The organism is Candidatus Limnocylindrales bacterium, from assembly GCA_035571835.1.
GTDB lineage: Bacteria > Desulfobacterota > Binatia > UBA1149 > CAITLU01 > DATNBU01.
This window is the reverse complement of sequence record DATNBU010000028.1, coordinates 176086-200150: the sequence shown is the minus strand read 5'-3', so window position 1 is coordinate 200150 and position 24065 is coordinate 176086. Positions and strand designations below refer to the sequence as shown.

Genomic DNA, 24065 nt, shown 5'->3' with positions numbered 1-24065 from the left:
GTTCATGATGTGCGGTGCTTCTGCGGTGACGAGGGAACTTCAGGCTTACTTCGAGAAGCGCCGCAGAATACGGCTGACGAACCGATCGTCGATGCCGAGCCGCCGCTTGACGAAGTCGTACGCGCGCAGCGCTTTCTTGTCGAGCCAGATGAACGCAGCGCGCGCGCGGCTGTCCTGCGGCCGCGCCCTGTAATCCGTCGAGTGTCGTTCCGGCTCGACGGCTTCGACCGTGTAGTAGTACAGCGCCAGCGACTTGCGCGTGCGTCCGACCGGACAGGTCAGCGGATCGGGATGTCCGTGGAACGAATCCGAATTGGTGCTGAAGATCACGCAGCGGTTCAGCACCGGCAGCACCTTCTCGGTGCAGCCCTTCATCTTGCGGTCCCACAGCTCGAGGTGGCCGCCGTACTCTTCTTTCCAGTCCGGGTTCAGGTACAGCAGCAGGTTCACTCGCCGGGCCCACAGCGGCTGGTGGACGTGCGCGGTGAAATCGGCGTGGATGTTGAGAAAGCCGAGACGCGGAATCTGATGAAGCCCGCCGCCCTCGAGCCCCGGATCCGGAACCAGCCCTTCGATGCCGGTCAGCTTGCTGAGGAAGGCGAGGAAGCGCGGGCTGTTGAACTCGTCGATGATGGAAAGGTGCAGCGGCGGGATGCACTCGCGCTTGTTCTGGCCGAGCTTCTTCTCGCTCACGTGCCGGTACTGGATCCATTCTCCCGAATCGGCCGACGGGAAATCTTCGACGGCGCGCTTCGCGATCTCAGGCGAGATCAGGTTTTCGAGAATGATGTGGGGAAACGGATGGTCGTTATCGTAGCGGCGGGTGAGCTCGGGAAGCTGGGCCTCCCATCGGGCGTAGTCGAACAGCGGCTGCTCGCCTGCAGGACCGGCGCCGGTGTCGTCGTCAGCTCGTGCCGTGGATTCGGAAGTCATCGTGTCCCCTGCCGCCGACTGATCTAACTCATTCCGGCGTCTTGTCCGGGCCTCGCGCAGAGTCCGCAGAGACGAGCCCGATGCCGAGAACCTGCCGGCCCTCGCCAAGCGCGTACCGCTCGATGCCCGCGATCGTCTGCGCCCCCGACTGCCCCAAAAGTGAGGCGCCCCATCCGATGATCCAGCGGATTCTCGCGGGATCTCGTTGCGGGAGGTTCCCGCGTCCCGAGGTTATGACGGCCTGCAGCCCGGATGGCAAGGTGCGAAAGGGCCCGGCGGGAGCTTTTTCGGCTCCGTTGCTGATGGGTACCCGTGGTGCACCGGGGCACGGACCGCCCGGGTTACGGGCGGCTCAATGGTGATGCTTGCCCTGCGAAAACAGCGACATGACGCGGCTTACCAATGTATCCGACAGGCCGAGGTTTCGCTTGACCCATGCGTAGGCGCGCAGCGCGACGTTGTCGAGACGCACGAGCAGGCGCTTCATCGGCGGATCGACCGGCCGGGCGTAATAGGTGGTCGCGACCGGCAGCGCGTCGGCGGCCTCATCGACGGTGTAGTAGTACCACTGCAGGCTCTTGCGGCTGCGATCGTCCGGGCAGGTCAGCGGATCGGGAAAGCCATGCAGAGCGTTCGGAGTGTTGAACAGCACGGCATGGTTCAGCAGGCACGGCACCGTCGCCTTGACGGTGTTCATCTCGAAGTCCCACAGCTGAAGGGTTCCGCCCCACGAAAGATCCCAGTCGTCGTTGAAATAAAGGATCAGGTTGCAGCGCCGCCGCCACGTCGGGTTGTGCCGGTGCATCGTGAAATCGGTATGCACGTTGAGGAACCCACCGGTCCACGCCTGGTGCATTCCTCCACCTTCGATCTCCGGATCGGCAAGCAACCCGTCGATGCCGGTCATGCGGCTGATCAGTGCGAGGAAACGCGGAGAATTCATCTCGCGGATCACGTCGGCGATGATCGGCGGGAAGTCGTCCCACCGGTCGGTGCTCGCCTTGTTCTCGTTGACGTGGCGATAGCGGATCCAGTGCGAGTCGAGCTCGGTCGGAAACACGCGCGCAACTTCGCCGGCAGCAGCGGGAGACAGGAAATTCTCGAACGCGAGATGCGGGAACGGCTTGCCCGCCTGATACTTCCCGGCCAGCTCGTCGAGCTCGGCTTCGTAGCGGTCGTAATCGAACAGTTCGAGGCGGGTCTGCCTGTCCGCCGTCGCAGTCGCGTTCGCGTTCGCGTTCATCGCCCCGAGTTATGACGGCCCGGGCCGATCATCGCAAGGCGCTAACGCGAGGCAAGGCGCCAAAGCAGGCCCGACCTCCGGGCTCCTGCCGCCTCGTTGTTTCGAGGGTTTCCTTCTCATATTGGAGGCCGGTCGGTGCCTCCGACGCGCACTTCTGTTCGAGCCTTCCATGACCGTCTCCAGCAAAACCGCCAGACCCGAATCGTCGGACGATGCCGTCGGCACTGGCGGCCTGGCCGTTTCGGGCTGGGGCGCGCGTCCGCATACCGGCGTCTATCTTGCCCTGCTGCTGACGTCGTCGGCGCTGCTTTGTCTCGAGGTTTCGCTGACCAGGTTCTTCTCGTTCACGATCTGGTACCACTTCGCATACCTGACCATCAGCGTCGCGCTGCTCGGTTTCGGATCGACGGGAGCGATCGTCGCGGCGTTTCCGAATTTCGTGGCACGGCGCGGCGAGCGATTCCTCGCAGCGGCTCTCGCCGTTGCCGCCGTGGTCACGATCGCCGGAATTTCGTTTCTCGCCGAGTTCCCGATCGAGGTGGAAAACCTCGTTCACAAGCCGCTCAAGTTCTCGATCAGCCTGCTCGTGTATTACGTCGTGGTCGGCGCTCCGTTCCTGCTGTCCGGATTTGCCGTGAGCGTGCCGTTTGCCGCGTATCCCGGCGCGATGGGACGCCTGTACTTCTGGGATCTGCTCGGCGCCGCAGCAGGCTGCGCGTTCGCGGTGTGGTTCATCGAGGCCTTCACGGTTCCCGGCCTGATCTTTGCGGCGGCAGGAGCGATGCTGCTGGCGGCAGGCGCCGTCGCATGGTCCGGCGGACGAAGCGGTGCCTGTGCGCGACTCGTCGCGGCCGGAGTTCTCGTCATCGTGCTCGCCGCTCCCGCCGGACGACATCTTCCGGTCGCGGTCACCAGCTCGAAGCATCTCGCGACGCTTTCCGTCAGTCCTCCCGGAACGCCGCCGTTCGAACAGCGCACGGACCGGATGTCGAAATGGACGGCGATCAATCGAGTCGATGCTTTCGGATGGGCGACGCCGAGCACGAAGTCGTGGTGGAGCGGGATTGGAGTGGGCACCACGTATCATGGCGAGCCGCCGCCGGTCTGCCGCCTGACGTACGATGGAAGCAACGGCTCGGATGTCTACGCGTTCCACGGCGACATCGATCGCGAGTTCGAGATCCTCGACCATCATCTGCTGACCCTTCCGTATCTCGTGCTCGACAAACCGAACGTCGTCGCGATCGGCGTCGGCGGCGGCATCGACCTGTTCAACGCGATCAAGCACCACGCGCGGCACGTGACCGGCGCTGAGCTCCAGCCGGAAACCGTAAAGCTCCTTCACGACCGGCTGCGCGACTTCACCGGCGGCTTCTATGACCGCGACGACGTGACGCTCGTCCCCGGAGAAGGACGCCACTTCATGCGTCGCTCCAGCGAGACGTTCGATCTCGTGCAGATCACTGCCGTGGATACGTTCGCGGCGCAGGCGGCTGGCGCCTACGTGCTCGCCGAGAGCTATCTCTACACGGTCGATGCCATGAAAGACTACTTCCGCCGGCTCTCGCCGGACGGAATCGTCACGATCGTGCTCGGCGACCTGACGCCGCCGGGCGAGCTGCCGCCGCTGATCACGCGGCTCGCGATGATCGGCGTGCGCGCGCTCCAGCAAACCGGTGTCCGCGATCCCGGCGCCAACATCCTCGTGGTCGGATCGAGCACCGAGGGCCAGTTCGCACAGAACGAATCGGTGATGATCAGGAAGACTCCGTTCACGCCGGAGGAGATCGCGCGGGTTTCCGGATTCGTGCGCGACAACGGGTTCCGGATGCTCTACGCGCCGGGGATGGCCGACTCGCCGATGGCGGCGATCCTCGGGCCCGACGAAGAGGCGCGCCGGCGCGTAATCGACTCGTCGATGTTCGCGATCGATGCCACGTACGACACCAATCCGTTCTTCTACAACGTTGCGCGCTGGAAGAATCTCGCGACCGACAGCGGGATCTATTTCATCATGCCCGGATCGTTCATCGGGCAGGTCGTGCTGCTGCTGATGGTCGTGCAGTCGACGCTGCTCGGAGGCGTGCTCGTGATCGGGCCGCTGCTGCTTGGCGCGCGCTCGGGTCTCGGCGAGCGCGGCGTCGCGGGCTACCTCGCGTACTTCCTCGCGCTCGGCGTCGGCTTCATGTTCATCGAGATCAGCTTCGTGCAGACGTTCGTGCTGTTTCTCGGCTCGCCGACCCACGCGCTTTCGGTCACGATCTTTTCGCTGCTGCTGTTCTCGAGCCTCGGAAGCCTTCTGTCGGGGCGCTTCGCGGCGCGGCCGGAAGCGGCGCTGCGCCGGCTTGCACCGGCGCTTGCGGCGATCGTCGTCGTCTACACGTTCGGCCTGCCCGGGATGTTCGATGCAGCGCTCCATCTCGAGCTCGGCGCCCGCATCCTGATCGCAGTCGCTGCGCAGATGCCGATCGGGCTGCTGCTCGGAATGTTCATGCCGCTCGGAATCACCTGCATTGCACGCGAGCATCCGCGCCTGGTGCCGTGGGCGTGGGGGGTCAACGGCGTCGGATCGGTCACGGCGACCACGCTCGCCGTGCTGATCGCGATGTCCGCGGGCTTCCGGACGGTTTCGCTCCTGGCTGCGGCCATCTACCTTGCCGGCACGGCGATCCTGCTGCGGTCGCGCGCGAGCCGGCAGCGCGAAGCGCGCGACGTGCGATGAGCGAGCCCGAACGGCCAGCGTTCAGCGAAATGGGCGTCTCGGACTTTACCGAGGTGCAGTCGCCGGGCCTCGATCCCGAGCCGGAACAGCCGGCGGATCGCGAACAGCCTGCGCTTCGCGAAGACCTCACGGCAGCGAAGCCGGTCGCTCGCGTGGAGTCGCTTCACAGCGCGCACCATGTCGCCCGCCGCGCATGGTACGGCCTGCTGACGCAGGCGGTCGACAAGGTTCTGCCGGTCCTGATCCTTCTCTATCTTGCGCGTGCGCTCGGCCCGGCCGAGTTCGGCATCTACTCGTTCGTGATCGCGTACCTGGCGTTCTTCCAGATCGTCTCGGACTACAGCATCGATACCGTGCTCGTGCGCACGATGAGCCAGGATCCGGCCGAGCGCGATGCGCTGCTGCATGCCGGCCTCGCCCTGAAGCTGACGATGGCGATGATCTCGGTCGTGCTGTCGGTTGCGCTGGTCGGCGTCGCATCGAATCACCAGACGCCGCCGGGCCTGATGCTGGTGGCTGCGCTCAACCTGCCGACGGCGCTCGGCGGTGCGTATCGTGCGTGGCAGCGCGCGCGCCTCGAGATCGGTGCGCTGTTCGCGCAGGCTGCGCTGCGGGCGGTGCTGCTCGCGATCGGTGTCGTGCTGGCGGTTCGCAGCGGCAGCAGCCTGCCGTCGATCTTCGCGGCGATGTCGGCCGCCAATCTGCTTACGTTCGTACTGGTCGCGTTCGCGCTGCGCGGCGAAGTCGCGCCGCGCATCCGTTTCGATTTCGAGCGCTGGCGGCGGCTTGCCGGCGGTGTGGTGCCGCTCATGGTCAACGCGTTCGCGATGACCGTCAGCCTTCGCATCGGGCAGATCCTGCTGATGTCGCTGCGCGGCCCGGTCGACGTCGGCCAGCTCGGCGCCGCGTCGCGCGTGACCGAGGCGTTCACGCTGCTTCCCGAAGCTCTGATGATCAGCGTCTATCCGCTGATGGCGGGCCTGCACGCGCGCGAGTCTCCGCAGCTGTTCGAAACCGCCGAGCGCTCGACCCGTTATCTCGTCGCGGCGACCGGCATTCCGGTCGTGCTGTGCGCGGCCGGCGGCGACCTGATCATGCGCCGGCTGTTCGGACCCGCGTTCGCCGAAGCCGGCGTGATCCTGTCGCTGCTGGCGTTCACGGCGCTGTTCAGCGCGACCGGCACGGTGATCCTCAATCTTCTGGTTGCAACCCACAGCGAGCGTGCGCTGTCGCGCAACACGCTCGCGTTCGCCGCGGTCGGCGCGGTGACGTCGTGGTTCGCGATCTCGCGCTACGGCGCCGTCGGTGCGGCGGCCGCCACGCTCGCGACCAGCGCGGCGTCGCAGCTGTCGCTCGCGATGATCGCACCGACGCGTCGCTACGTTCGCGCGTCGCTGCGGTCGGCGCTGCGGCCGTTTGCGGCGGTTGCGATCGCGGTGGTGGCCGCGCACGTGGTCCGGCTCGACGGCTGGGCGTCGATGGCGTTTACGCTCGTCGTCTACATCGCCGCCGTCGCCGGCCTTCGCGTCTTCGGTGCCGCTGAGTGGCGCCTCCTGCAGTCGCTGCTGGCGCGGCGGGGCACGGCCTGACTGCCGGGTTTCGGGTCCGCAGGCGGGCCGGCTTGCCTGTGACCGGTCCACGTTGTTTGTGGAGACTGCGCCGCCTGGGGCCGCACCGATGATCCGCACCGCACTGTCCAGCATTCCGGGTTCCCCGGCACACGACCTCAGCTTCGAGGACGCGCTGACGTGGCTGGCCACGGCCGACGAAACTCCCGACGAGCTGCTGTGGATGGACTGCGGTGCGCCCGCTCCCGACGAGCTCGAGGCGCTCGAGAAGACGCTCGGCCTTCATCCTCTTACAGTCGAGGACCTGACCCACCGCAATCAGCGCGCCAAGCTCGAGGAGTATCCCGGCTATCTGTTCCTCGTCGTGCACTGGTTCGCGAGCGCGGACACGACCGCTCATCCGCACGAGCTGCACTTCATCGTCGGTCGCAACTGGATCGCGACGATCTACGACGATCGCCGCATTCTTCCGGTCGAAGAGGCGTGGCAGGCGTTCCTTCGCGGGCACGCGCGCGAGCCGCATGGCGCCGACGGCGAGCTCTACCGGCTGCTCGATCATCTCGTCGACAGCCACGCGCCGATCCTGGCAACCATCGAAGACCGCCTCGAGCATCTGAGCATCCAGGCGAGCCGGGGCGACGGGATGCAGGGCGACATCGGCAGGGTCGTGATCGTGCGCCGTGCGCTGATGCGCGTACGCCGCCAGCTCGCTCCGCAGCGCGACGTGATCGGCGCGCTGTCGAGGCGCGAGCACGGCTTCATCTCGCAGAAGTCGCTGTTTTATTTTCGCGACGTATCCGACCACATCCACCGCGAGTACGAATCGATCGAGTCGCTGCGCGAGCTCGCGCAGAGCGTGATGGAAGTGCAGCTGGCGCTGGTCGAGCGCCAGCAGAACCAGGTGATCCAGCGCCTGACCGTGCTGTCGACCATCTTCCTGCCGCTCAATTTCCTCACGGGGTTCTTCGGCATGAACTTCGCGCACCTGCCGTTCGACGACGACCGCCTGCTGATGCTGGCGATCGCGGCGATGGCGCTGCTCCCGACCGTGTTGCTTCTGTGGTTCCGCAGGAAGGGCTGGTTCGGAGGCTGACGCCCCGTTCGAGCAGGAAGAGCGAAGGAATCCGGCGCTCGCGCGTCAGGGTATCCCATGGCCAATCAGCTCAAGACGATCTTTCTGCTGGGGGTTCTTTCGGCGCTGCTCATCGGCATCGGGCAGGTGCTTTCGCCGGGCAACACGACGCTGTTCGTCGTCATGGCTGCCGTCATGAACCTCGGAGCCTACTTCTTCAGCGATCGCGTCGTGCTGCGCGTCTCGGGCGCGCGCGAGGTCAGCGTGGCCGAAGCTCCGGACCTGCATGCGATCGTCGATGAGCTCGCGCGCGCGGCGGGAATCCCCAAACCAAAAGTCTGCATCATCGACCAGCAGCAGCCGAACGCATTCGCCACCGGACGCAGCCCGGCACACGGCGTGGTTGCGGTGACGCGCGGGATCCTCGACCTGCTCGACCGCTCGGAGCTGCGCGCGGTGCTCGCGCACGAGATCGGCCACGTCGTCCACCGGGACATCCTGATTTCGTCGATAGCAGCCGTCATGGCGACGGCAATCGGCTACGCGGCGCAGTCGCTGATGTTCGCAGGCCTGTTCGGCGGCCGGCGCAGCGACGACGACGACAGCTCGGGCGCGGGAGGTCTGCTGCTGATGCTGGTTGCCCCGCTTGCGGCCACGCTCGTCCAGCTCGGCATTTCCCGCTCGCGCGAATATCTCGCCGACGATGCCGGCGCAGAGCTTTCCGGCGATCCCGACAAGCTCGCCGCTGCGCTCGGCAAGCTCCAGCACTACGCCGAGCGCATCCCGGCCGATGTCGCGCCGGCCACGGCAAGCCTGTACATCGTCAACCCGCTGTCGTCGGTGCAGGCACGAATGGCGAAGCTTTTCTCGACGCACCCTCCGATCGAGGAGCGCATCGAGCGGCTGCACGAAATGGCCCGCACGCCGCACGCACGCCCGAGCCGCTGATGCACGGGGCGGGCCCGAATTGATCCGCACCACTGCGACTCTGTACCTGTGCGCGGGTTTGCGACAGATTCGCCGGACCGATGCGCGTGAGGATCCCCTCAGACGACGGGCCCGGCATCTCCGATCGCGGCGGACGGCGACATCGCCGCGACTGCGTCGGCGATCACCGCAGGCTGCGCAGCATGCGGCGCGCTGCGACGTCCGTTCTGGCCATGCTGCTGGCCGCGCGCGCCGGTGGGATTGCCGCGGCCGCCGACAAACCGCCGGCAACGCGGCTCGTGGTCGAGATCATCGTCGACCAGCTTCGCGGTGATCTTGCGCTGCGCTCGCGCGATCGCTGGTCGAGCGGAGGATTTCGCCGCCTCTACGAGCAGGGCGCGGTGTTTTCCGACGCCCATCACGGGCACGCCAATACCGAGACGATCGTCGGACATGCCACGCTCGCCACCGGCGCCGATCCATCGGTGCACGGAATGGTCGGCAACGTCTGGCTCGATCGTGCCAAGGGCGATCCTCATTACAACATCGAGGATTCGGCCTCCGAGATCGTCGGCAGCGACAGCAGACCCGGTCCCGGCAAAGACGGCGACAAAGGCGACAAGGCGGGCGCGGCGACCGGAACCAACGGCCACGCCGACGTCAGCAAGCCGTGCCGCGGTCGCTCCCCGCAGACGATGCTCGCGCCGACGATCGCCGATTCGGTGGCTCAGGCCGGCCGCGGCAAAGCGAAGGTCTTCGCCGTCTCGCTGAAAGACCGGGCGGCCGTGCCGATGGGCGGCCATACCGGAAAGGCGCTGTGGATGTCCGACGCCACCGGGCAATTCGAGTCGAGCAGCTACTACTATCCCGATCGCAAGCTCCCGGCCTGGGTGGTGAGCTGGAACAAGGCGCATCACGCCGATCATTACGACGGAAAGTCGTGGAAGCTTCTGCTGCCGGCGAAGACCTATCGCTTCATCGGCAAGGATGACCAGCCGTGGGAATCGCCGCCGGCCGGAATGACGCGCACGTTTCCGCACCGCTTCGACCGTTCGCGCCTTGGTGACGGATTCTATCCGGCGCTCGAAGCAAGCCCGTTCGGCGATGACCTGCTCGTGGATTTCACGCGTGCACTCATCCACTCCGAGCATCTCGGCCACGATTCGGTCGTCGATTATCTGTCGGTATCGTTCTCGTCGAACGACTACATCGGGCATCGCTACGGGCCCGACAGCCTCGAGATGGAAGACGAGGTGCTGCGCATCGACCGCAGGATCGCCGAGCTGATGAAGGCAGCCGACGACGCCGCCGGAAGCGGGCACACGCTGTTCGTGCTGACTGCCGATCACGGCGTGGCCGAGCCTCCCGAGGAGCTTGCCGCACAGAAGATCGACGGCGGACACATCCTGCTGTCGGCGGCCGAGAATACCGCCGCCGCGGTCAAGATCGCCAAACGCGTCGGGACGGGCTTCATCCGGCGATGGCCGCCGTACATCTATCTGGATCGCGACGCCCTGCTTTCGCACGGGATCGAGCCCGAAGCCGCGGAACGGTCGGTGGCGGCCGAGATTGCGAAGCTCCCCGGCGTCGCATTCGCGTTCACGCGCGGCGACATCCAGGGCGGGAAACTTCCCGATACGCTGGTCGCGCGCTCGGCCGCGCGAAGTTTTCATCCCGAAAGGTCCGGCGACATCCACGTCGTCGCGAAACCGGGCTGGCAGATCTCGTTCGAGCTTCCGACCTCGAGCCAGTTCGCGACCGGACACGGAACACCGTGGGACTACGACACGTTCGTTCCGCTGATCTTTTGCGGGCCGGGCGTTCCGCACGCGGTCATCGATCGAAGGGTCGACGCCACCGATGTCGCGCCGACGATTGCCGCGCTCATCGGCGTGCCGGCGCCGGCGCGCGCAACCGGCGACGTTCTTGCGGAGGCGGTCCGCAAGGCGCCGCACCGCTAGCGTCGGCGCAGTCTTCGAAAGACGAGAAGGTGGCCGATCCACGCGACCTGCACGAGCACGGTCGGCAGCCAGACGAACGGCGCCGTCGCGACGATCGCGTTGGCCGGATCGTTCGGAAACAGGCGAATCGGCAGCGGCGCCGACAGCATCGCAATCGTCATGATCACCAGCAGCAGGAACAGCCCGAGCAGATTCCACATCAGGAGGACGGCTCGCGGCGGCTCGTACCATGACGCCCACAGCGCGACCGCGGCCGCGAGGATCCCGGTCAGGATGTCGTAGTTCATCCCGTCGAACGTCATCTGCACGGGCAGCACGCCGTCAAAGCTCAGCTGGTACAGGATGAGCTCGAGCGGCAGGCGAAACACGTGGATGCCGACCAGCATTGCCGTCGGCAGCGATCGTGCGAGCAGCAGGCCGAAGCGCGAGAATGCGACCACGGTCGACAGGATCAGCGACGAGCCCACCAGCAGGAGGAGCGGCGGAGGCCGGCGATCGAACTGCTCGAGGATGCCGCTGGCGGCAACGAGCCACGTGAGCGCAAGCCAGCCTGCAAGCGAGATCGCGACCGTCGCGGTCCGCCGCGCGGCGACGCGCTGGTTGTCTCCCGCCCGCTGCGATGCGATCGGCACGAGGCCGACGATCGCGACGGTGACGACCGTGACGAGGGTAACGAAGCCCACGACGGCAACGTTCGATGGTGCGGCGGTCGCGAGAAGGCTCATCGGTCTTTCCTGTGGACTGGTTCGAATCGCATCCGGTTAATGTTCCCTCGCCGGCTCAGCGCCGGACGCGGCGTCCACAGAATCGTTGCGCTCGAGCACGAGGACGCGGTCTTCGCCCGGCGGAAGCCAGCGCGTGAAGCGGCGCGAATCCGCTTCGCGATATCCGTCGAGCGGACCGTATGCGAGGATCCAGCGGTCGTCGATCACCCACCACCAGCTTTTGCGCGACTGCGGCTGTCCGCGACGCGCCTCGACGTCGGTCGGAGATGTCCTGAGCTCGTCCGCAAGTCGTTCCCCGTTGTACTCGACGCCGCCGTCGATGCTGCGAGCGGTGACTCCGCGGGCTTCGAGCGCGCCTAGCAGATCCCAGCGTGCACGGTTTCGCTCCATGTAATCGTGCGTACCGGCGACCGAGTACAGCGCGACGGCCGCGAGCAAGGCTGCAAAAGCACCGCCCGCGCGAAGCGGTCCGGCGAGCGCGACGACCGCCGCCATCGCGAGCGGGACGAGCACGATCAGGTAGCGGTCGAAGAAGTAGTGAGACTGCGTGAGCGTTCCGAGCGCCGACAGCGCGAACGCCGCCACGCAGAAGACCGCAACGCGACGCCGGCCGCCCGCATCGACGGCGCGGTCGCTGGCGTCATGCTTTGCATCCGCTCGCCCGAACGGCGCCGCGGCGAGGCGCGAAACCAGAAGCGCCGCCGAAGCGAGCGACGCTGCGGTCAGCGCGACATGAAACAGCACGCCGGCATCGCCATCCGGCCTGTGTCCGAGAAACTGAATGTCGCGTGTCGTCCACGGGCCGATCCAGAAATCCCCGAGCATGTTGCTCAGGTAGAACATCGTCGCGCCTTCGCGTGCGTAGAGATACGCCGCTGCAGCGCCAAGTGCCGCAAAGCTGAGCGAGAACAGCCGACGCTGGCGGACGCCGGCAAGTCCGATGACCGGTGCCCACGGAAGCAGGAAGAACCCGAGCGTCGCGAGACCGCGAAACGACGCGTTCGCGACCGTGAGCCACGAGACCCCGGCTGCCTCGCCGATCTTGTTGTGGACAGCCAGCGGCACGACAGGCGACGTGACAGCCCAGATGACATACGCCGCGGCGGCAACGAACGGCACGATCGCGGCCGCCGCCGCATCCTGGGCACGATCGCGAAGACGAGCCGTGCGCGGCGCAGTGGCGACGGCTGCAAGTGCCGCCGCGGCAGCGATCCAGACGCCGTGCTGGCGGACGAGGAACGCCGCGGCGCATACGGCTCCCGCCGCCAGCAGCCCGGGCCGCGACCCGCTGCGAAACGCCCTCGCATAAAGCCATGCGGACATCGTCGCGAGTGCGGCGAACGGAACGTCGGTCATGAACGTGAAAGAAAGATTGAACCACAGCGGAGAGAACGCGACGGTCGCGGCGCCGGCTGCGGCGATCCGCATGCCGTGCTCGTCCGTCCCGCTATCTGCCGCAGGGCCGGCCTCGCGCAGCAGCGCGTATGTGGAAAAGATTCCGATCGCGGACACCGCGAGCGTCGTCAGGCGCAGCAGCTCGTAAGAAAATCCGGACAGCTTGGCGAACAGCGCGCCGTAGGCCGCCTGGAATACGAGGCTCGCGCCGGTCCACGGCAGGAAATCGAAGCCGCGGCCTTCGCAGATCGAGCGCACGACGTGCGCGTAGGCCCAGTCGTCGCTGAGAGGAAATTCACCGCCGGTGCCGACCGCAAATACTGCGGCCAGCCACAGCGCGAACACGGCGAGGAGAAGGACACCGCTCGGCCGCATCGTCCGGTTGTACGCGAGCCGGACCCGTCCGGCTACCGGGCGCCCGTCTCCCGTTCGATGCGCCGCACGGACTAACGCGATGGCCGGGGATCGCGGCAGAACGCGAGCAGATCGAGCGCGCGATCGACGGCGTCCTGCTCCGAGAAATCCTCGGGGAGGACAGGCGCCGCGCCTTCAGGCTTGGCGTGCCGCCGCACGAGACGCGCGAGGCGGGCAAACGCGAATTCCACGACGCGCCGCGGAAGCAGGTTACGGATGCCGAGCGGATCGAGGCGCAGGATCCTTTCGACCGCGCGCCGGCGACCTTCCTCGAACTGCTCGACTTTCTCGTTGCCGTGGATGCCGCGGATCGTAACGTCGGAAAACACGGCGCGAAGCTCGGCGTCGAGCTCGCCGGCCGTGTATTCGCGCACATGGTACGGATTTTCGGAGACAGTGCGCAGCCGGTTCGGCGTCGTGACGACGAGCGTTCCACCCGGCGCCAGCCTGTCGGCGAGCGCATGCAGGAACGGCAGGGGATCGTGGATGTGCTCGATCACCTGGAAACAGAGCACGACGTCGAAGCGGTCGGAAAACGCAGCCGGATGCGCGAGATCGACCTGTTCGAAAGTCAGGTTCGGCCGTCCGGCTGTCCACAGCCGGCGGCATTCGCGGATCGCATCTTCGGAGTAGTCGACTCCGGTGACCGAGCTGGCGTCGGCTGCAAGAAGCTGGGTCCCGAATCCCTCGCCGCACCCCGCATCGAGAACCGTCCGCCCGCCAACCAGCCGCTGCGCCACGCGGTACGCAGCGATGTGCCGCGCATAGTCGTACTCGAATCCTTCGCCCCAGCCGGGCCTTTCGCCGGTGAACGCGTTCGCACCCTCCGCTGAGCCGACCATGGATAGCGGGTTTGTACGGGAGCCACTCCGGACCGGCAAGGCGGTCCGGCGCTGGAGGTGGTTCTTGGTTCGCGTCGGACGATGTGCTTAACTCGCCGCGCGCCGTGCGGGAGGCGTTTTCATCTCGAGCTCCCGGCTCCGGCACACGAATGGGATCAGACCACCCTCCACCAAGTTGGCGCCAGCTCCTTCCCGGTTTCGAGGTGCGCGAAGTCGCGCCTGCGCCGCCGGAGACGGCCGTCGATTCCGCGCGCGCGACCAGTGATGCGCTGGCTTCCGCCGGCTTCGAGCAGTTTGCGCGCGGCGCTGCCTCCGAAGGCCGCTCGCTGACGCTGCTGGTCAACGACAACCATCGATACACGGACACGCGAAGCTTCATCGAGGCCGTGCTTGCCCTGCTCGACAGCCGCCTTGCCGGGGAGCGCGTGCCGCCGCTTCGGGTCCTCGTCGCCGCCGGAAGCCATGTGGCGGACGATGCCGAGCGCCGCGCACACGAGAGCGCGATCTTCGGCGAGCACGCGTCGCGCCTCGCGGAAGTGGCCTGGCACGACGCGCGAAGCGAAACCGGTCTTCGCACCGTCGGCAACATGACTCTTCACGCGTGGATGGCCGAGGCCGGTTTCTACCTGGCGTGCGGCAGCATGGAGCCGCATTACTTCGCGGGCATCACCGGCGCGCACAAGACGCTGACCGTCGGCGTGATGTCGATGGAGAGCCTGCGTGCCAATCACGAGCACGCGCTGTCGCCGGCCGCGCGTCCGCTGCGGCTCGACGGCAATCCCGTGCATGTCGGCATCGTCGATGCACTGGCCGATCTCGAGGATTCGGGGGCGCGCCTTCTCGCCGTCAACCAGGTGATCGTCGGCGAGCGCATCGTCGGAGTGACGGCCGGTCATCCGCTCGAAGCGCTGATCCAGGGACTTCAGATCGTACGCAGTTGTTTTGCCGCCGAGCTCGACGCCGAAGCCGACCTCGTCGTGGCCGAAGTGAAGCCGCCGCTCGACCGCGACTTCTACCAGGCCGACAAGGGCATCAAGAACACCGAGTTCGCGGTGCGCGCCGGCGGCGTGCTGCTGCTCGAAGCGAAATGTTCCCACGGCGTCGGCATCGATCATTTCGTCGAGCTGCTGCGCGCTGCGCCGACCGCCGAAGAAGCCCGTGCGATCGTCGAGTCGCGCGGCTACCGGCTCGGCGATCACAAGGCGGTACGGCTGAGAGCCCTGACCGATGAGCGCGGCGTACACGTCGGTCTGGTCGGCAGCAGCGTGCCGATTGATCTCGCCGGCGTGCTCGGCGTGCGCATGTTCGCCGATCGCGCCGACGCGGCGCGCTGGGCGCGCGAAGTGCTTGCTTCGGAGACATCGCCGGCAGGTGCGGAGGCCGGCCGCGCGGTGGTCGTGCACGATGCCGGCAACATCGCGCTCGAAGTGCGCTGAGCAGCGCTCATGCCGGCCGCTGCGGATCCTCGATGGCTCGCCCGCACCCGGGCGCCGCGCGGAACGTCGTCGCTGACGCGAGCGCAAGACGCCGACCTGGTTGCCGGCTACCTGCAGGATGCAGCCCGATATCCCGGCGGCCACACGCGTGAAGTGTGTTTCCCGGAAAACGAAGCCGACGTCGCGGCACTCGTCCGCGAGGGCAGGCCGCTGCTCGTCGTCGGCGCGCAGTCTTCGCTGACCGGCGGCGCGACGCCGCACGGCGAGACGGTGGTCTCGACGGCCCGGCTTTCTGTGATGCGCGACTGGACGTCGAGCTCGGTGTGCGCCGGCGCGGGCGTCGTGCTGCGCGATCTCGACGCCGCGTGCATCGAGCGCGATCTCTACTTTCCGCCTGTGCCGACGTACGACGGCGCGACGGTCGGCGGCGTGGTCTCGACCGACGCCGCCGGCGCGGCGACGTTCAAGCACGGGACCGTCCGTCGGTGGGTCGACCGGCTCACGCTGGTGCTCGCGTGCGGCGAGGCTCTCGACGTCGAGCGCGGGCACGTGACCGCGCATCCCGACGGATGGTTCGAGATCGCGAGGCTCGACGGCAGCTGCATGCGAGTACCGGTGCCGTCGGTCGCGATGCCCGCGGTTGCGAAAGTGTCGGCCGGTTATCGCGGCGGTGCCGGCATGGATCTGATCGACCTGTTCATCGGAAGCGAAGGCACGCTGGGCGTCGTTACCGAAGCGCGGCTGCGCCTTGCGCCGCGACCGTCGTGGCTTGCGGTGCTGATCCCGGTTGCCGGCGACGCCGAGGCGATTTCACTGACGCGTGAGCTCCGCGACGAAGCCGTGCGGACGCGACGCGCAGCCACCGACAGCGCCGACCGAACGCAATGCGGCGCGGATGTGGCCGCGATCGAATACATGGATGCACGCTCGCTCGAGATTCTTCGCGAGGACGGGATCGCAGAACGTGCCGGCGTGCCGCTGCCCTCCGGCGCGCGCGCGCTCCTTCTCGTCCAGCTCGAGCTGCCGCCATCCTACGATCGCGCGCGCGCGGTCGAAGAGCTGGCCGCAGCCAGCGGGTCAGAGGAGCTGGCGGCAGCCAGCGGGTCAGAGGAACTGGCGGCAGCCAGCGGGTCAGCGGAACGGGCCGCAGCCACCGGGTCAGAGGAACTGGCGGCAGCCAGCGGGTCAGCGGAGAGCGGCTCCGCGTCCTCCGCGACTTCCGGCCCCATCGCCACGCTCTGCCGCATCCTCGAGCGGCGCGGTCTGCTTGCCGATGCGGTGCCGGCGCTTCCCGGCGAGAACGACAGGCGCCGCGCGCTGTTCGCTCTGCGCGAAGCGGTTCCCGACGGCGTCAATCGACGGATCCGTGAGGCGGCGCTGCGAACCGGAGAACCCATCGCGAAATCCGGCGGCGACGTGATCGTTCCGTTCGAGCACCTCGAGGAATCGCTCGTTCGCTATCGCGCGGTGCTCGAGGCAACCGGAATGGACTCGGTGATCTGGGGACACATCTCCGACGGCAACGTGCATCCCAACCTGATCGCGAAGAGCTCGCAGGAGATGGAGCTCGCGCGTGCCGCGCAGATCGCGATCGGAAGAATCGCCATCGAGCTCGGCGGAAGCCCGCTCGCCGAGCACGGGACGGGTCGCAATCCCGGCAAGAAGCTGCTGCTGCGTGAGCTGCACGGAGAGGCCGGCGTCGAGTCGATGCGTGCGACCAGGCGTGCTCTCGATCCGGACGGTCTGTTCGCACCCGGAGTGCTGTTCGACAACGCGTAGTCTCGAACAGCCGGCATCTGCTGTCCGCTATTCGGCGGGCAGCGCCAGGTCCGCATCGACCATGATGCGTACGAGCGCCTCGACGCTGGTCGCCGCTTTCCATCCGAGCTCGCGCTCGATGCGCGACGGATTGCCGATCCTCGCTTCGCTGTCGCCTTCGCGTTCGTGCACCGGATCGCTGACGACGTGCTGACGCCAGTCGAGCCCTGCGCGCGCGAACGCGAGCTCCGCGAAACGGCCGACGGTGGTTGCGCGCCCAGTGGCGACGACGTAATCGCGCGGCTCGCCGGCGGCGAGCATCCTCTGCATCGCTTCGACGTATTCGGGTGCGTAGCCCCAATCCCGCGCGGCCCGCAGGTTTCCGAGCGCGACGGGTTCCTTGCCGAGGCCGCGTGCGATGCGCGCCGCGGCCATCGTGATCTTGCGCGTCACGAACGACGGCGGCCTGCGCGGCGATTCGTGGTTGAACAGGATCGCCGAGCACGCGAACACGCCGCCCGCGCGCGTTTCGGCAATCAGCTTGTGCGCCTCCGCCTTGGCCAGGCCGTACGGCGAAGCGGCCAGCATCGGATGATCTTCGTCCTGCGGGCGGCCGGTCGGTGGTCCGAAGATTTCCGCGGACGACGCATGGCACAGCCGTGCGCTCGGCGCAGCACGCAACATCGCGGCGACGAGGTTGCGGACGCCGAGCGCGTTGACGGTTCTGGTTTCGTCCGGAGCCTCCCACGACGCGGGCACGAACGTGGCTGCGGCCAGATTGTAGATCTCGTCGGGTGCGGCGGCGTCGATTGCACGCACGAGCGAATCGACGTCGCGCAGGTCTCCTTCGATCGTCCGGATCTCTTCGGCGTCCGCTTGCTGGCCGGGCAGCACGAGGCCGGTTACGAGATGTCCTGCGCCCGCAAGCTGCTGCGCGAGGTACCAGCCGTCCTGTCCGGCCACTCCGGTGATGAAGATGCGTCGCGGCCTCGCCTGCGACGATCCGCCCGCATGCGTCCTGTCTGTTGCGCCGGCGCTCAAGCTGCAGGCCGGCGGTGAGCGCGGAGCAGCCGCGGTGCTGCGTTGCATGGCATACAGGTCTGGGGGAAAGTCTCGAGCATGCGCGCAACCAGAGCCTTCATTGCCGGAATTCTTCTTGGTGTGCTCATCGGGACAGCAGGACTTGCGGCCGCTGCAATCGGATACAAGGGATGGCAGGGGTTCTCGACCGATTTCAAGAGCGGCTACATCGCGGGTTATCTCATGATGTCCAAGCTCGCGCGAAACCTGGATCCGGGAGGCTGGGTCGACGAGCACTATCCGTACGTGCTGAAAGCCACGACCGCCGAGTGGAAGGACACGATCGACGCGGTCTATTCGAAGCCCGAGAATCAGGAATACAGCATCGAGAGTGTGCTCCAGATTGCGGCGAAGGAGCTGGCCGAAAAGCATGGCGCCGTCTCCGGCGAAGATCGCCAGTATGCGCTGCTGCGCCAGCGTCTTCAGGCGGTGCGCGAAAAGCAGATCGCCAACCTCAAGGCGAAAGGGCTGCCTGTTCCCCCGGAGCTCGAGAAGCCGCTTACGGACGTGAAACTCGCGTCGCCGAAGACCGTCGCCAAACAGGACAGGCCGAAAGAGAAAAAGAGGAAGTGGTGCCGCTGTGACGGCACCGATCCGAAAGCGGCCAGAGCCGCGCGTCGCGCCGCGAAAGAACAGGCCGCCAAAGATGCGGCCGCTGCTGCACCGCCGGATGCAAAGGCTCCGCCGGCAGCCGCAACGAAGCCGGCGCCGGCCGGCGAGCAGCCGGCGCACTAGACAGACTGGCTCTACGCCGGTTTGTGTGGGTGGTTCGGGGTCTTAGACGCGCGCGACAGCCTGATTCCAGGCCCAGTCAGGAGGACCCGTCGCGATCGCCGACATTCCCCGCGGAATGTTCGTGCAGTCAACCTTTCGAACCCGTCGCCGTCGCCGACATTTACTCGACGTATCCGAACGAGCGCAGCTCGCCCTCGAGATTCTTGTCGATCTCCTGCGGCTTCACTTTGATCGATCGTGCGTTCTCCGCCTCGGCGATTTTCGCGAAACGCTGCGCAAGCTCCGGATGGTCGGCGACGACGTTGCGGTGATCGAGCGGGTCGCTCGCATGGTCGTAGAGCTCTTCGCGCTGGACCTTGTAGTAGTCGCCGCGCGGCGGACATCGCGGCGTAAGACCGGACGGGTTGCTCACGTAGCGCCAGCGCGCCGTCCGAACGGTCTGGATGGTCTTGTCGACGTCGGACGCGTACCACTCGCTGGATGAGAATTCTCCATTGGTGGTCGAGGCTTCCGGCGGGCTCTCGTCGCTGCTGCCGAGGCGCGTGATACGCGACCTGCCTTCGAATGACGGAAGCGGCTCGAGCCCGACGAGCTCGAGCAGCGTAGGCGCCAGATCCTGCGTCTCGATGATCGAGGCCGACCGCCGTCCGGCGCCCGCTCCGTCCGGAAGCGCGATGATCAGCGGGATGCGCAGCACCGAATCGTAGACCGAGCACGAGTGATAGAGATAGCCGTTGTGATCGGCGAGCTCTTCGCCGTGGTCTGCGAGGAACACGACGATCGTCCTCTCCTGCAGGCCCTTTTCCTCGAGTGCTTTCAGCACCAGTGCAATCTGTGCGTCAGCGAACAGGATCTCGCCGTCATAAAGACCGTAGAGTTGCGCGCGGTCTTCGTCCGTCAGCGGCTTCTGGTTGCGGATGACGGCGCCGAGCGTGAGCTGGTCGCGGCCGATCTGTCCGTGGTAGTCGGCCCTGGTGAACCGGTCGTATGCGGCGGGCGGATCATACGGGCCGTGCGGCGCGAGAATGTGTAGCCACGCGAAGAACGGCCGTCCGTCGTTCGAACGGATGAAGTCGGCTGCGGCCGATGCCACGTAGGTGTCCTCGCCACACGCGACTTTCTTGAACGCATCGACTCGCCTGGCGATGTAGCAGATGGTTCCGCTGACGAATGCCTCCGCCGAATATCCCGCGTCGCCTAGGATATGGGCGATGGTGCGGATGTCCGGCGGCGGATACTGGCCATTCTCGCGCACGTTGTGCGTGACCGGCGAAAGCGACGTGAGCATCGTCGTGAGCGAAGGCCACGTGGAGCCGCGCGGCGCAAAGGCCCGGTCGAACGTGACTGCCCGCTTCGACAGGGCGTCGATGGTCGGCGAGCAGTCGCGGCCGTAGCCGTACGTGCCCAGGTGGTCTGCGCGCAATGCGTCGACCGAGATGATGAGGATGTTGGAACGCGCGTACGATCCGACCGTTGTTCGTCCGTGGCTCCAGACCAGAGCTGCGCCTGCGAAGAGCGCAATCGCGACGAACAGGAAAGGCTTTTTCACCGGATTTTCCTTACGCGATCCGGGCGGCAATTCCAGTTTCCGTCCGGGCACTTTCCGTCGGGAAGTCCGTTCGGGATCAGGCGCTGGTTGCGACCTGTTCCGCCGGCGGAGATGGGTGCGCGTGCACCTCGTCGTCGTGCTGCAGCAGGTACAGGCGCGCGTACAGGCCGCCGAGCTTCATCAGCTCTTCATGCGAGCCGCTCTCGCGCAGCACGCCGTGGTGCAGCACGACGATGCGGTCGGCGCCTTCGATCGTCGCAAGCCGGTGCGCAATGACGAGCGACGTGCGACCTTCCTGCAGCTTCGCGACGGCATCCTGGATGAGCTCCTCGGTGTCGTGGTCGACGCTCGACGTCGCTTCGTCGAGCACGAGGATGTCCGGCTTGTACGCAAGCGCACGCGCGAACGACAGGAGCTGTCGCTGCCCGGTCGAGAAGTTGTTGCCGCGCTCGCGCACGGGCGAATCGTAGCCGTCGGGCAGGCGTTCGAGAAAGCGGTCGGCATGCACGGCGCGCGCGGCCGCGCGGACTTCCTCGTCGGTGATGTCGTCGCGCCCGAGGCGGATGTTGTCGGCGGCAGTCCCGGAAAACAGGAACACGTCCTGCAGCACGGTCACGATGCGGCGGCGGAGATCGCCGAGATCCCACTCGCGCACGTCGACGCCGTCGACCAGCACGCGCCCGCGCTCGACGTCGTAGAAGCGCGCGAGCAGCTTGGTGATCGTGGTCTTGCCCGAGCCGGTGGCGCCGACGATTGCAACGTGCTCGCCGGCCGCGACGCGGAACGAGACGCCGCGAAGCACCGGCTCTCCCGGAATGTACGAGAACCATACGTCGTCGAACTCGATCGTGCCCGTACGGGGCGGCGCCGGGATCGGCTCGGCGGGATTCCTGAGGACCGGCTCGAGCTCGAGGAGGCCGAATACCTTCTCGCAGGCCGTGATGGCCGATTGCAGCACGGCGTACTTGGTCGAGAAGTCGCGTACCGGCACGAAGAACCGGTTGATGTACTCCATGAACGCGACCAGCGTGCCGAAGCCGACTGCGCCCTGGACGGCCGACGCCGCGGTGACGGGCGTGCCGACCACCAGATGCGCGCCGTACCACAGGATCGCGGCCGTCGAGATCGCGCTGACGCACTCGACGATCGAGAACAGCGACGCCTCGTAGATGTTCGACCAGTGGTTGGCGTCCCGATACGACGAGTTGAGCTCGCCGAACTCGGCCGACATGCGCCGCTCGTTGACGAAAAGCTGCACGACCGCCATGCCGGTGATCGACTCCTGCAGGTACGAGTTGATGCGCGCGATACGCTCGCGGATCTGCCGGTAGTACGTGCGCGACTTGCGCCGGAAGAAATCGACCAGGATCAGCATCAGCGGCAGCGTCGCGAGCGCGGCGACCGTCAGCTTCGCGTGCAGCATGAACATGATGACGACGATGCCGATGAGCGTCAGCGCGTCCATCAGCATCGTGATCGCCCCGGCGGCGAACATCTCGTTGATCACGTCGACGTCGGTCGTCATGCGCGTGACGAGGCGGCCGACCGGATTGTGGTCGAAGAACGCCGTATCCATCGATTCGATCTTCTCGAACACGGCCAGGCGCAGGTCGGCGAGGCTCTTCTGCGCGAGCGACATCGTCACGACGTTCTGCCAGTAGAGCAGCGCGAACTCGCTGACGAATGCCGCGGTGTACGCGAGCACCCACAGCCACAGGTTGTGCGTGGTGCCGGCCGCGATGCAGTGGTCGATGGCCTGCTTGACGATCCACGGCTGCACCAGAAGGCAGGCCGAGATCAGCGGCAGAAGCGCGATCGACAGAAAGAACAGGCCCTTGTACGGCGACAGAAAGCGCCACATCGAGCGCACCATCGCGATGTCGCGCGTGCCGACGATGGCGAGCTCTTCGCCGATACCGGTGCCTTCGGCCTGGCTCATGCCATGGCCTCGAGCTCTTCGGTGATGCGCTGGCGCTTCCAGAGGTCGGCGTAGAGCCCTTGCCGGGCGACGAGCTCGGCGTGCGTTCCCTGCTCGACGATGCGGCCTTCGTCGATCACCGCGATGCGATCAGCCTTGACGACCGACGAGACGCGGTGGGAAATGACGATCGCAGTGCGACCGCGCCGGACCTCGTCGAGACGCTCGAGGATCCTGCGCTCGGTTGCCGCATCCACGCTCGAGAGCGAGTCGTCGAGGATGAGAATTCTCGGTTCGCGCGCAATCGCGCGTGCGAGGGTCAGGCGCTGCTTCTGGCCGCCCGACAGCGTCACGCCGCGTTCTCCGACCGGGGTGGCAAGGCCGTGCGGGAATTCGGCGAGGTCGACATCCAGCCCGGAGGTTTCGAGCAGGCTCGACATCTCGGGGCCTTCGAGCGTTCCGCGCCCGAACTCGACGTTCTTCGCGATCGTCGTCGAGAACAGGAACGGGTCCTGGGGCACGAATCCGATGGCCGAGCGCAGGCTCGCAAGATCCCATTCGCGCACGTCGACGCCGTCGACGAGCACGCGGCCGGAGGTCGCGTCGAACAGTCGCGGCGGGAGGTTCGCAATCGTCGATTTGCCCGAACCGGTGCGTCCGAGAACGCCGAGCGTGGTTCCGGCCGGCACATCGATCGTGATGTCGTCGAGCAGCTTGGCGCCGCCTGCCGCGTGCGCGAAATCGACGTGCTCGAAACGGATGTCGCCGCGAACGGCGGCCGGAACGTAGGCGGGAACCGGCGACGCGATGCCGGGCACGATGTCGAAGATTTCTCCGAGCCGCACGAGCGCGGCCTTGCCGCGCTGCCAGATCGCAAGCATGAAGCCGACCGCCATGATCGGCCACGCGAGGATCTGCAGATAGCCCATGAACGCGACCAGAGACCCGAGCGTCATGCGGCCGCTGACGACTTCGCTGCCGCCGTAGCCGAGCACGATGACGACCCCGAGCGAAGAAACCGTGCGAATCGCCGGGAAGATCTTCGCGCGCAGCTTTGCCGCCTCCATCGCTTCGATCTTGTAGCGCCGGTTGAGCTCGATGAAGTTGCGTGCGCGGGATTCTTCGCGGCCGAACGACTTGACGACGTGGATACCCGCCAGCGTCTCCTGGCCGAACGCGGACATGCCGGCCAGCTGCTCCTGTGTGCGCACCGTCGCCTCCATCATCGCGCGCATGTAGCGGCGCATGAACACGAGCACGATCGGAAACGGCAGCAGCGCGGCGAGCGTCAGCCGCGCATCCATCCACAGCATCAGCGAGAACGCGTAGACGCAGTAGAGCGGGGTGTTGACGAACGTGAGGAAGCCCGGACCGAGGAGCATGCGTACCGCGCCGATGTCGTTGACCAGGCGCGACATCAGGTCGCCGGTACGCTGGCTCTGGTAATATCCCTGGTGCAGGTTCAGGAGATGGTCGTAGAGCTCGCCCCGGAGGTCGTACTCGACGTCGCGGCCGGCGTTGAAGATCAGGGTCCTCGACCAGGTGCGCACGATCGCCTGGATAATCGCGATCGCGATGATCGTCAGGGCATAGCCTGTCACGGTGGAAATCTTCTGGTCGGCGGGAAGGTCGCCGGCGATGACGTCGAACGCGCGCTGCGTCAGCTTGGGAATCGCCATGACCAGCGTGGCGGTGGCGAACAGCGCGAGCCCGCCCACCGCGTAGCGGAAGCGGTAGCGCCGCATGTATTTCCAGAGACGACTCATCGAAGGCTTCATCCTCATATA

17 protein-coding genes are annotated in these 24065 nt (G+C 66.6%); 8 read left to right on the top strand and 9 right to left on the bottom strand.

Annotated features, from left to right (window positions below; genetic code table 11):
• Nucleotides 1-45 precede the first annotated feature (45 nt).
• Both VN634_12315 and VN634_12310 read right to left on the bottom strand, forming a co-directional pair.
• The gene (locus VN634_12315) at nt 46-933 is read right to left on the bottom strand and encodes a 2OG-Fe(II) oxygenase (GenBank protein ID HXC51665.1); all 888 of its coding nucleotides are present in this window, start codon (nt 931-933) and stop codon (nt 46-48) included.
• Nucleotides 934-1285: 352 nt separating this feature from the next.
• Nucleotides 1286-2176, bottom strand: a complete 891-nt coding sequence (locus tag VN634_12310) for a 2OG-Fe(II) oxygenase (GenBank protein ID HXC51664.1) — start codon at nt 2174-2176, stop codon at nt 1286-1288.
• A 169-nt stretch (nt 2177-2345) separates the two neighbouring features.
• Between VN634_12310 and VN634_12305 the strand changes: the two genes are divergently transcribed.
• From VN634_12305 to VN634_12285, 5 genes are all read left to right on the top strand, one after another.
• On the top strand, nt 2346-4898 hold the full coding sequence (locus VN634_12305; GenBank protein HXC51663.1) for a hypothetical protein: 2553 nt from the start codon (nt 2346-2348) through the stop codon (nt 4896-4898).
• Nucleotides 4895-6487, top strand: a complete 1593-nt coding sequence (locus tag VN634_12300; GenBank protein ID HXC51662.1) for a flippase — start codon at nt 4895-4897, stop codon at nt 6485-6487. The genes VN634_12305 and VN634_12300 overlap by 4 nt, the downstream gene beginning before the upstream one ends.
• A gap of 88 nt (nt 6488-6575) precedes the next feature.
• Complete coding sequence (locus tag VN634_12295; protein HXC51661.1) at nt 6576-7559, top strand: magnesium transporter CorA family protein; 984 nt, start codon at nt 6576-6578, stop codon at nt 7557-7559.
• Between the two features lie 57 nt (nt 7560-7616).
• Nucleotides 7617-8486, top strand: coding sequence for a zinc metalloprotease HtpX (locus tag VN634_12290; GenBank protein HXC51660.1), 870 nt, complete (start codon nt 7617-7619; stop codon nt 8484-8486).
• An 86-nt stretch (nt 8487-8572) separates the two neighbouring features.
• Nucleotides 8573-10426, top strand: coding sequence for an alkaline phosphatase family protein (locus tag VN634_12285; protein HXC51659.1), 1854 nt, complete (start codon nt 8573-8575; stop codon nt 10424-10426).
• Here VN634_12285 and VN634_12280 read toward each other — a convergent pair.
• The 3 genes from VN634_12280 to VN634_12270 form a co-directional block, all read right to left on the bottom strand.
• Nucleotides 10423-11151, bottom strand: coding sequence for a hypothetical protein (locus tag VN634_12280; GenBank protein ID HXC51658.1), 729 nt, complete (start codon nt 11149-11151; stop codon nt 10423-10425). The genes VN634_12285 and VN634_12280 overlap by 4 nt on opposite strands.
• Nucleotides 11152-11187: 36 nt before the next feature.
• Nucleotides 11188-12921, bottom strand: coding sequence for a glycosyltransferase family 39 protein (locus VN634_12275; protein HXC51657.1), 1734 nt, complete (start codon nt 12919-12921; stop codon nt 11188-11190).
• Between the two features lie 71 nt (nt 12922-12992).
• Nucleotides 12993-13802, bottom strand: a complete 810-nt coding sequence (locus VN634_12270; GenBank protein HXC51656.1) for a class I SAM-dependent methyltransferase — start codon at nt 13800-13802, stop codon at nt 12993-12995.
• Between the two features lie 203 nt (nt 13803-14005).
• Here VN634_12270 and VN634_12265 point away from each other — a divergent pair, with 203 nt between their 5' ends.
• Nucleotides 14006-15238 carry a lactate racemase domain-containing protein gene (locus VN634_12265; GenBank protein ID HXC51655.1) on the top strand — a complete coding sequence of 411 codons (1233 nt, stop codon included), beginning with the start codon at nt 14006-14008 and terminating at the stop codon, nt 15236-15238.
• Nucleotides 15239-15247: 9 nt separating this feature from the next.
• Nucleotides 15248-17017 (top strand): FAD-binding oxidoreductase, encoded by a 1770-nt coding sequence (locus VN634_12260; protein HXC51654.1) that lies wholly within the window; start codon nt 15248-15250, stop codon nt 17015-17017.
• A 27-nt stretch (nt 17018-17044) separates the two neighbouring features.
• On the opposite strand, the gene VN634_12255 is transcribed toward VN634_12260, so the two are convergent.
• Nucleotides 17045-18085: a GDP-mannose 4,6-dehydratase gene (locus tag VN634_12255; protein ID HXC51653.1), complete on the bottom strand. Its 1041-nt coding sequence runs from the start codon at nt 18083-18085 to the stop codon at nt 17045-17047.
• 30 nt (nt 18086-18115) lie between these two features.
• Here VN634_12255 and VN634_12250 point away from each other — a divergent pair, with 30 nt between their 5' ends.
• Nucleotides 18116-18811, top strand: coding sequence for a hypothetical protein (locus VN634_12250; GenBank protein ID HXC51652.1), 696 nt, complete (start codon nt 18116-18118; stop codon nt 18809-18811).
• Nucleotides 18812-18971: 160 nt separating this feature from the next.
• Here VN634_12250 and VN634_12245 read toward each other — a convergent pair whose 3' ends face one another.
• The 3 genes from VN634_12245 to VN634_12235 all read right to left on the bottom strand — a co-directional run bounded on the left by VN634_12245 (nt 18972) and on the right by VN634_12235 (nt 24044).
• The gene (locus VN634_12245) at nt 18972-20360 is read right to left on the bottom strand and encodes a sulfatase (GenBank protein ID HXC51651.1); all 1389 of its coding nucleotides are present in this window, start codon (nt 20358-20360) and stop codon (nt 18972-18974) included.
• A 76-nt stretch (nt 20361-20436) separates the two neighbouring features.
• On the bottom strand, nt 20437-22299 hold the full coding sequence (locus VN634_12240) for an ABC transporter ATP-binding protein (GenBank protein HXC51650.1): 1863 nt from the start codon (nt 22297-22299) through the stop codon (nt 20437-20439).
• Complete coding sequence (locus VN634_12235) at nt 22296-24044, bottom strand: ABC transporter ATP-binding protein (protein HXC51649.1); 1749 nt, start codon at nt 24042-24044, stop codon at nt 22296-22298. The genes VN634_12240 and VN634_12235 overlap by 4 nt, the downstream gene beginning before the upstream one ends.
• Nucleotides 24045-24065: the final 21 nt, after the last annotated feature.

Excerpts from the sequence above, each read along its gene's own strand:
- VN634_12315 (HXC51665.1), bottom strand. The coding sequence starts at position 933 with ATGACTTCCGAATCCACGGCACGAGCTGACGACGACACCGGCGCCGGT.
- VN634_12310 (HXC51664.1), bottom strand. The coding sequence starts at position 2,176 with ATGAACGCGAACGCGAACGCGACTGCGACGGCGGACAGGCAGACCCGC.
- VN634_12305 (HXC51663.1), top strand. The coding sequence starts at position 2,346 with ATGACCGTCTCCAGCAAAACCGCCAGACCCGAATCGTCGGACGATGCC.
- VN634_12300 (HXC51662.1), top strand. The coding sequence starts at position 4,895 with ATGAGCGAGCCCGAACGGCCAGCGTTCAGCGAAATGGGCGTCTCGGAC.
- VN634_12295 (HXC51661.1), top strand. The coding sequence starts at position 6,576 with ATGATCCGCACCGCACTGTCCAGCATTCCGGGTTCCCCGGCACACGAC.
- VN634_12290 (HXC51660.1), top strand. The coding sequence starts at position 7,617 with ATGGCCAATCAGCTCAAGACGATCTTTCTGCTGGGGGTTCTTTCGGCG.
- VN634_12280 (HXC51658.1), bottom strand. The coding sequence starts at position 11,151 with ATGAGCCTTCTCGCGACCGCCGCACCATCGAACGTTGCCGTCGTGGGC.
- VN634_12275 (HXC51657.1), bottom strand. The coding sequence starts at position 12,921 with ATGCGGCCGAGCGGTGTCCTTCTCCTCGCCGTGTTCGCGCTGTGGCTG.
- VN634_12270 (HXC51656.1), bottom strand. The coding sequence starts at position 13,802 with ATGGTCGGCTCAGCGGAGGGTGCGAACGCGTTCACCGGCGAAAGGCCC.
- VN634_12260 (HXC51654.1), top strand. The coding sequence starts at position 15,248 with ATGCCGGCCGCTGCGGATCCTCGATGGCTCGCCCGCACCCGGGCGCCG.
- VN634_12255 (HXC51653.1), bottom strand. The coding sequence starts at position 18,085 with ATGCAACGCAGCACCGCGGCTGCTCCGCGCTCACCGCCGGCCTGCAGC.
- VN634_12250 (HXC51652.1), top strand. The coding sequence starts at position 18,116 with ATGCGCGCAACCAGAGCCTTCATTGCCGGAATTCTTCTTGGTGTGCTC.
- VN634_12240 (HXC51650.1), bottom strand. The coding sequence starts at position 22,299 with ATGAGCCAGGCCGAAGGCACCGGTATCGGCGAAGAGCTCGCCATCGTC.
- VN634_12235 (HXC51649.1), bottom strand. The coding sequence starts at position 24,044 with ATGAGTCGTCTCTGGAAATACATGCGGCGCTACCGCTTCCGCTACGCG.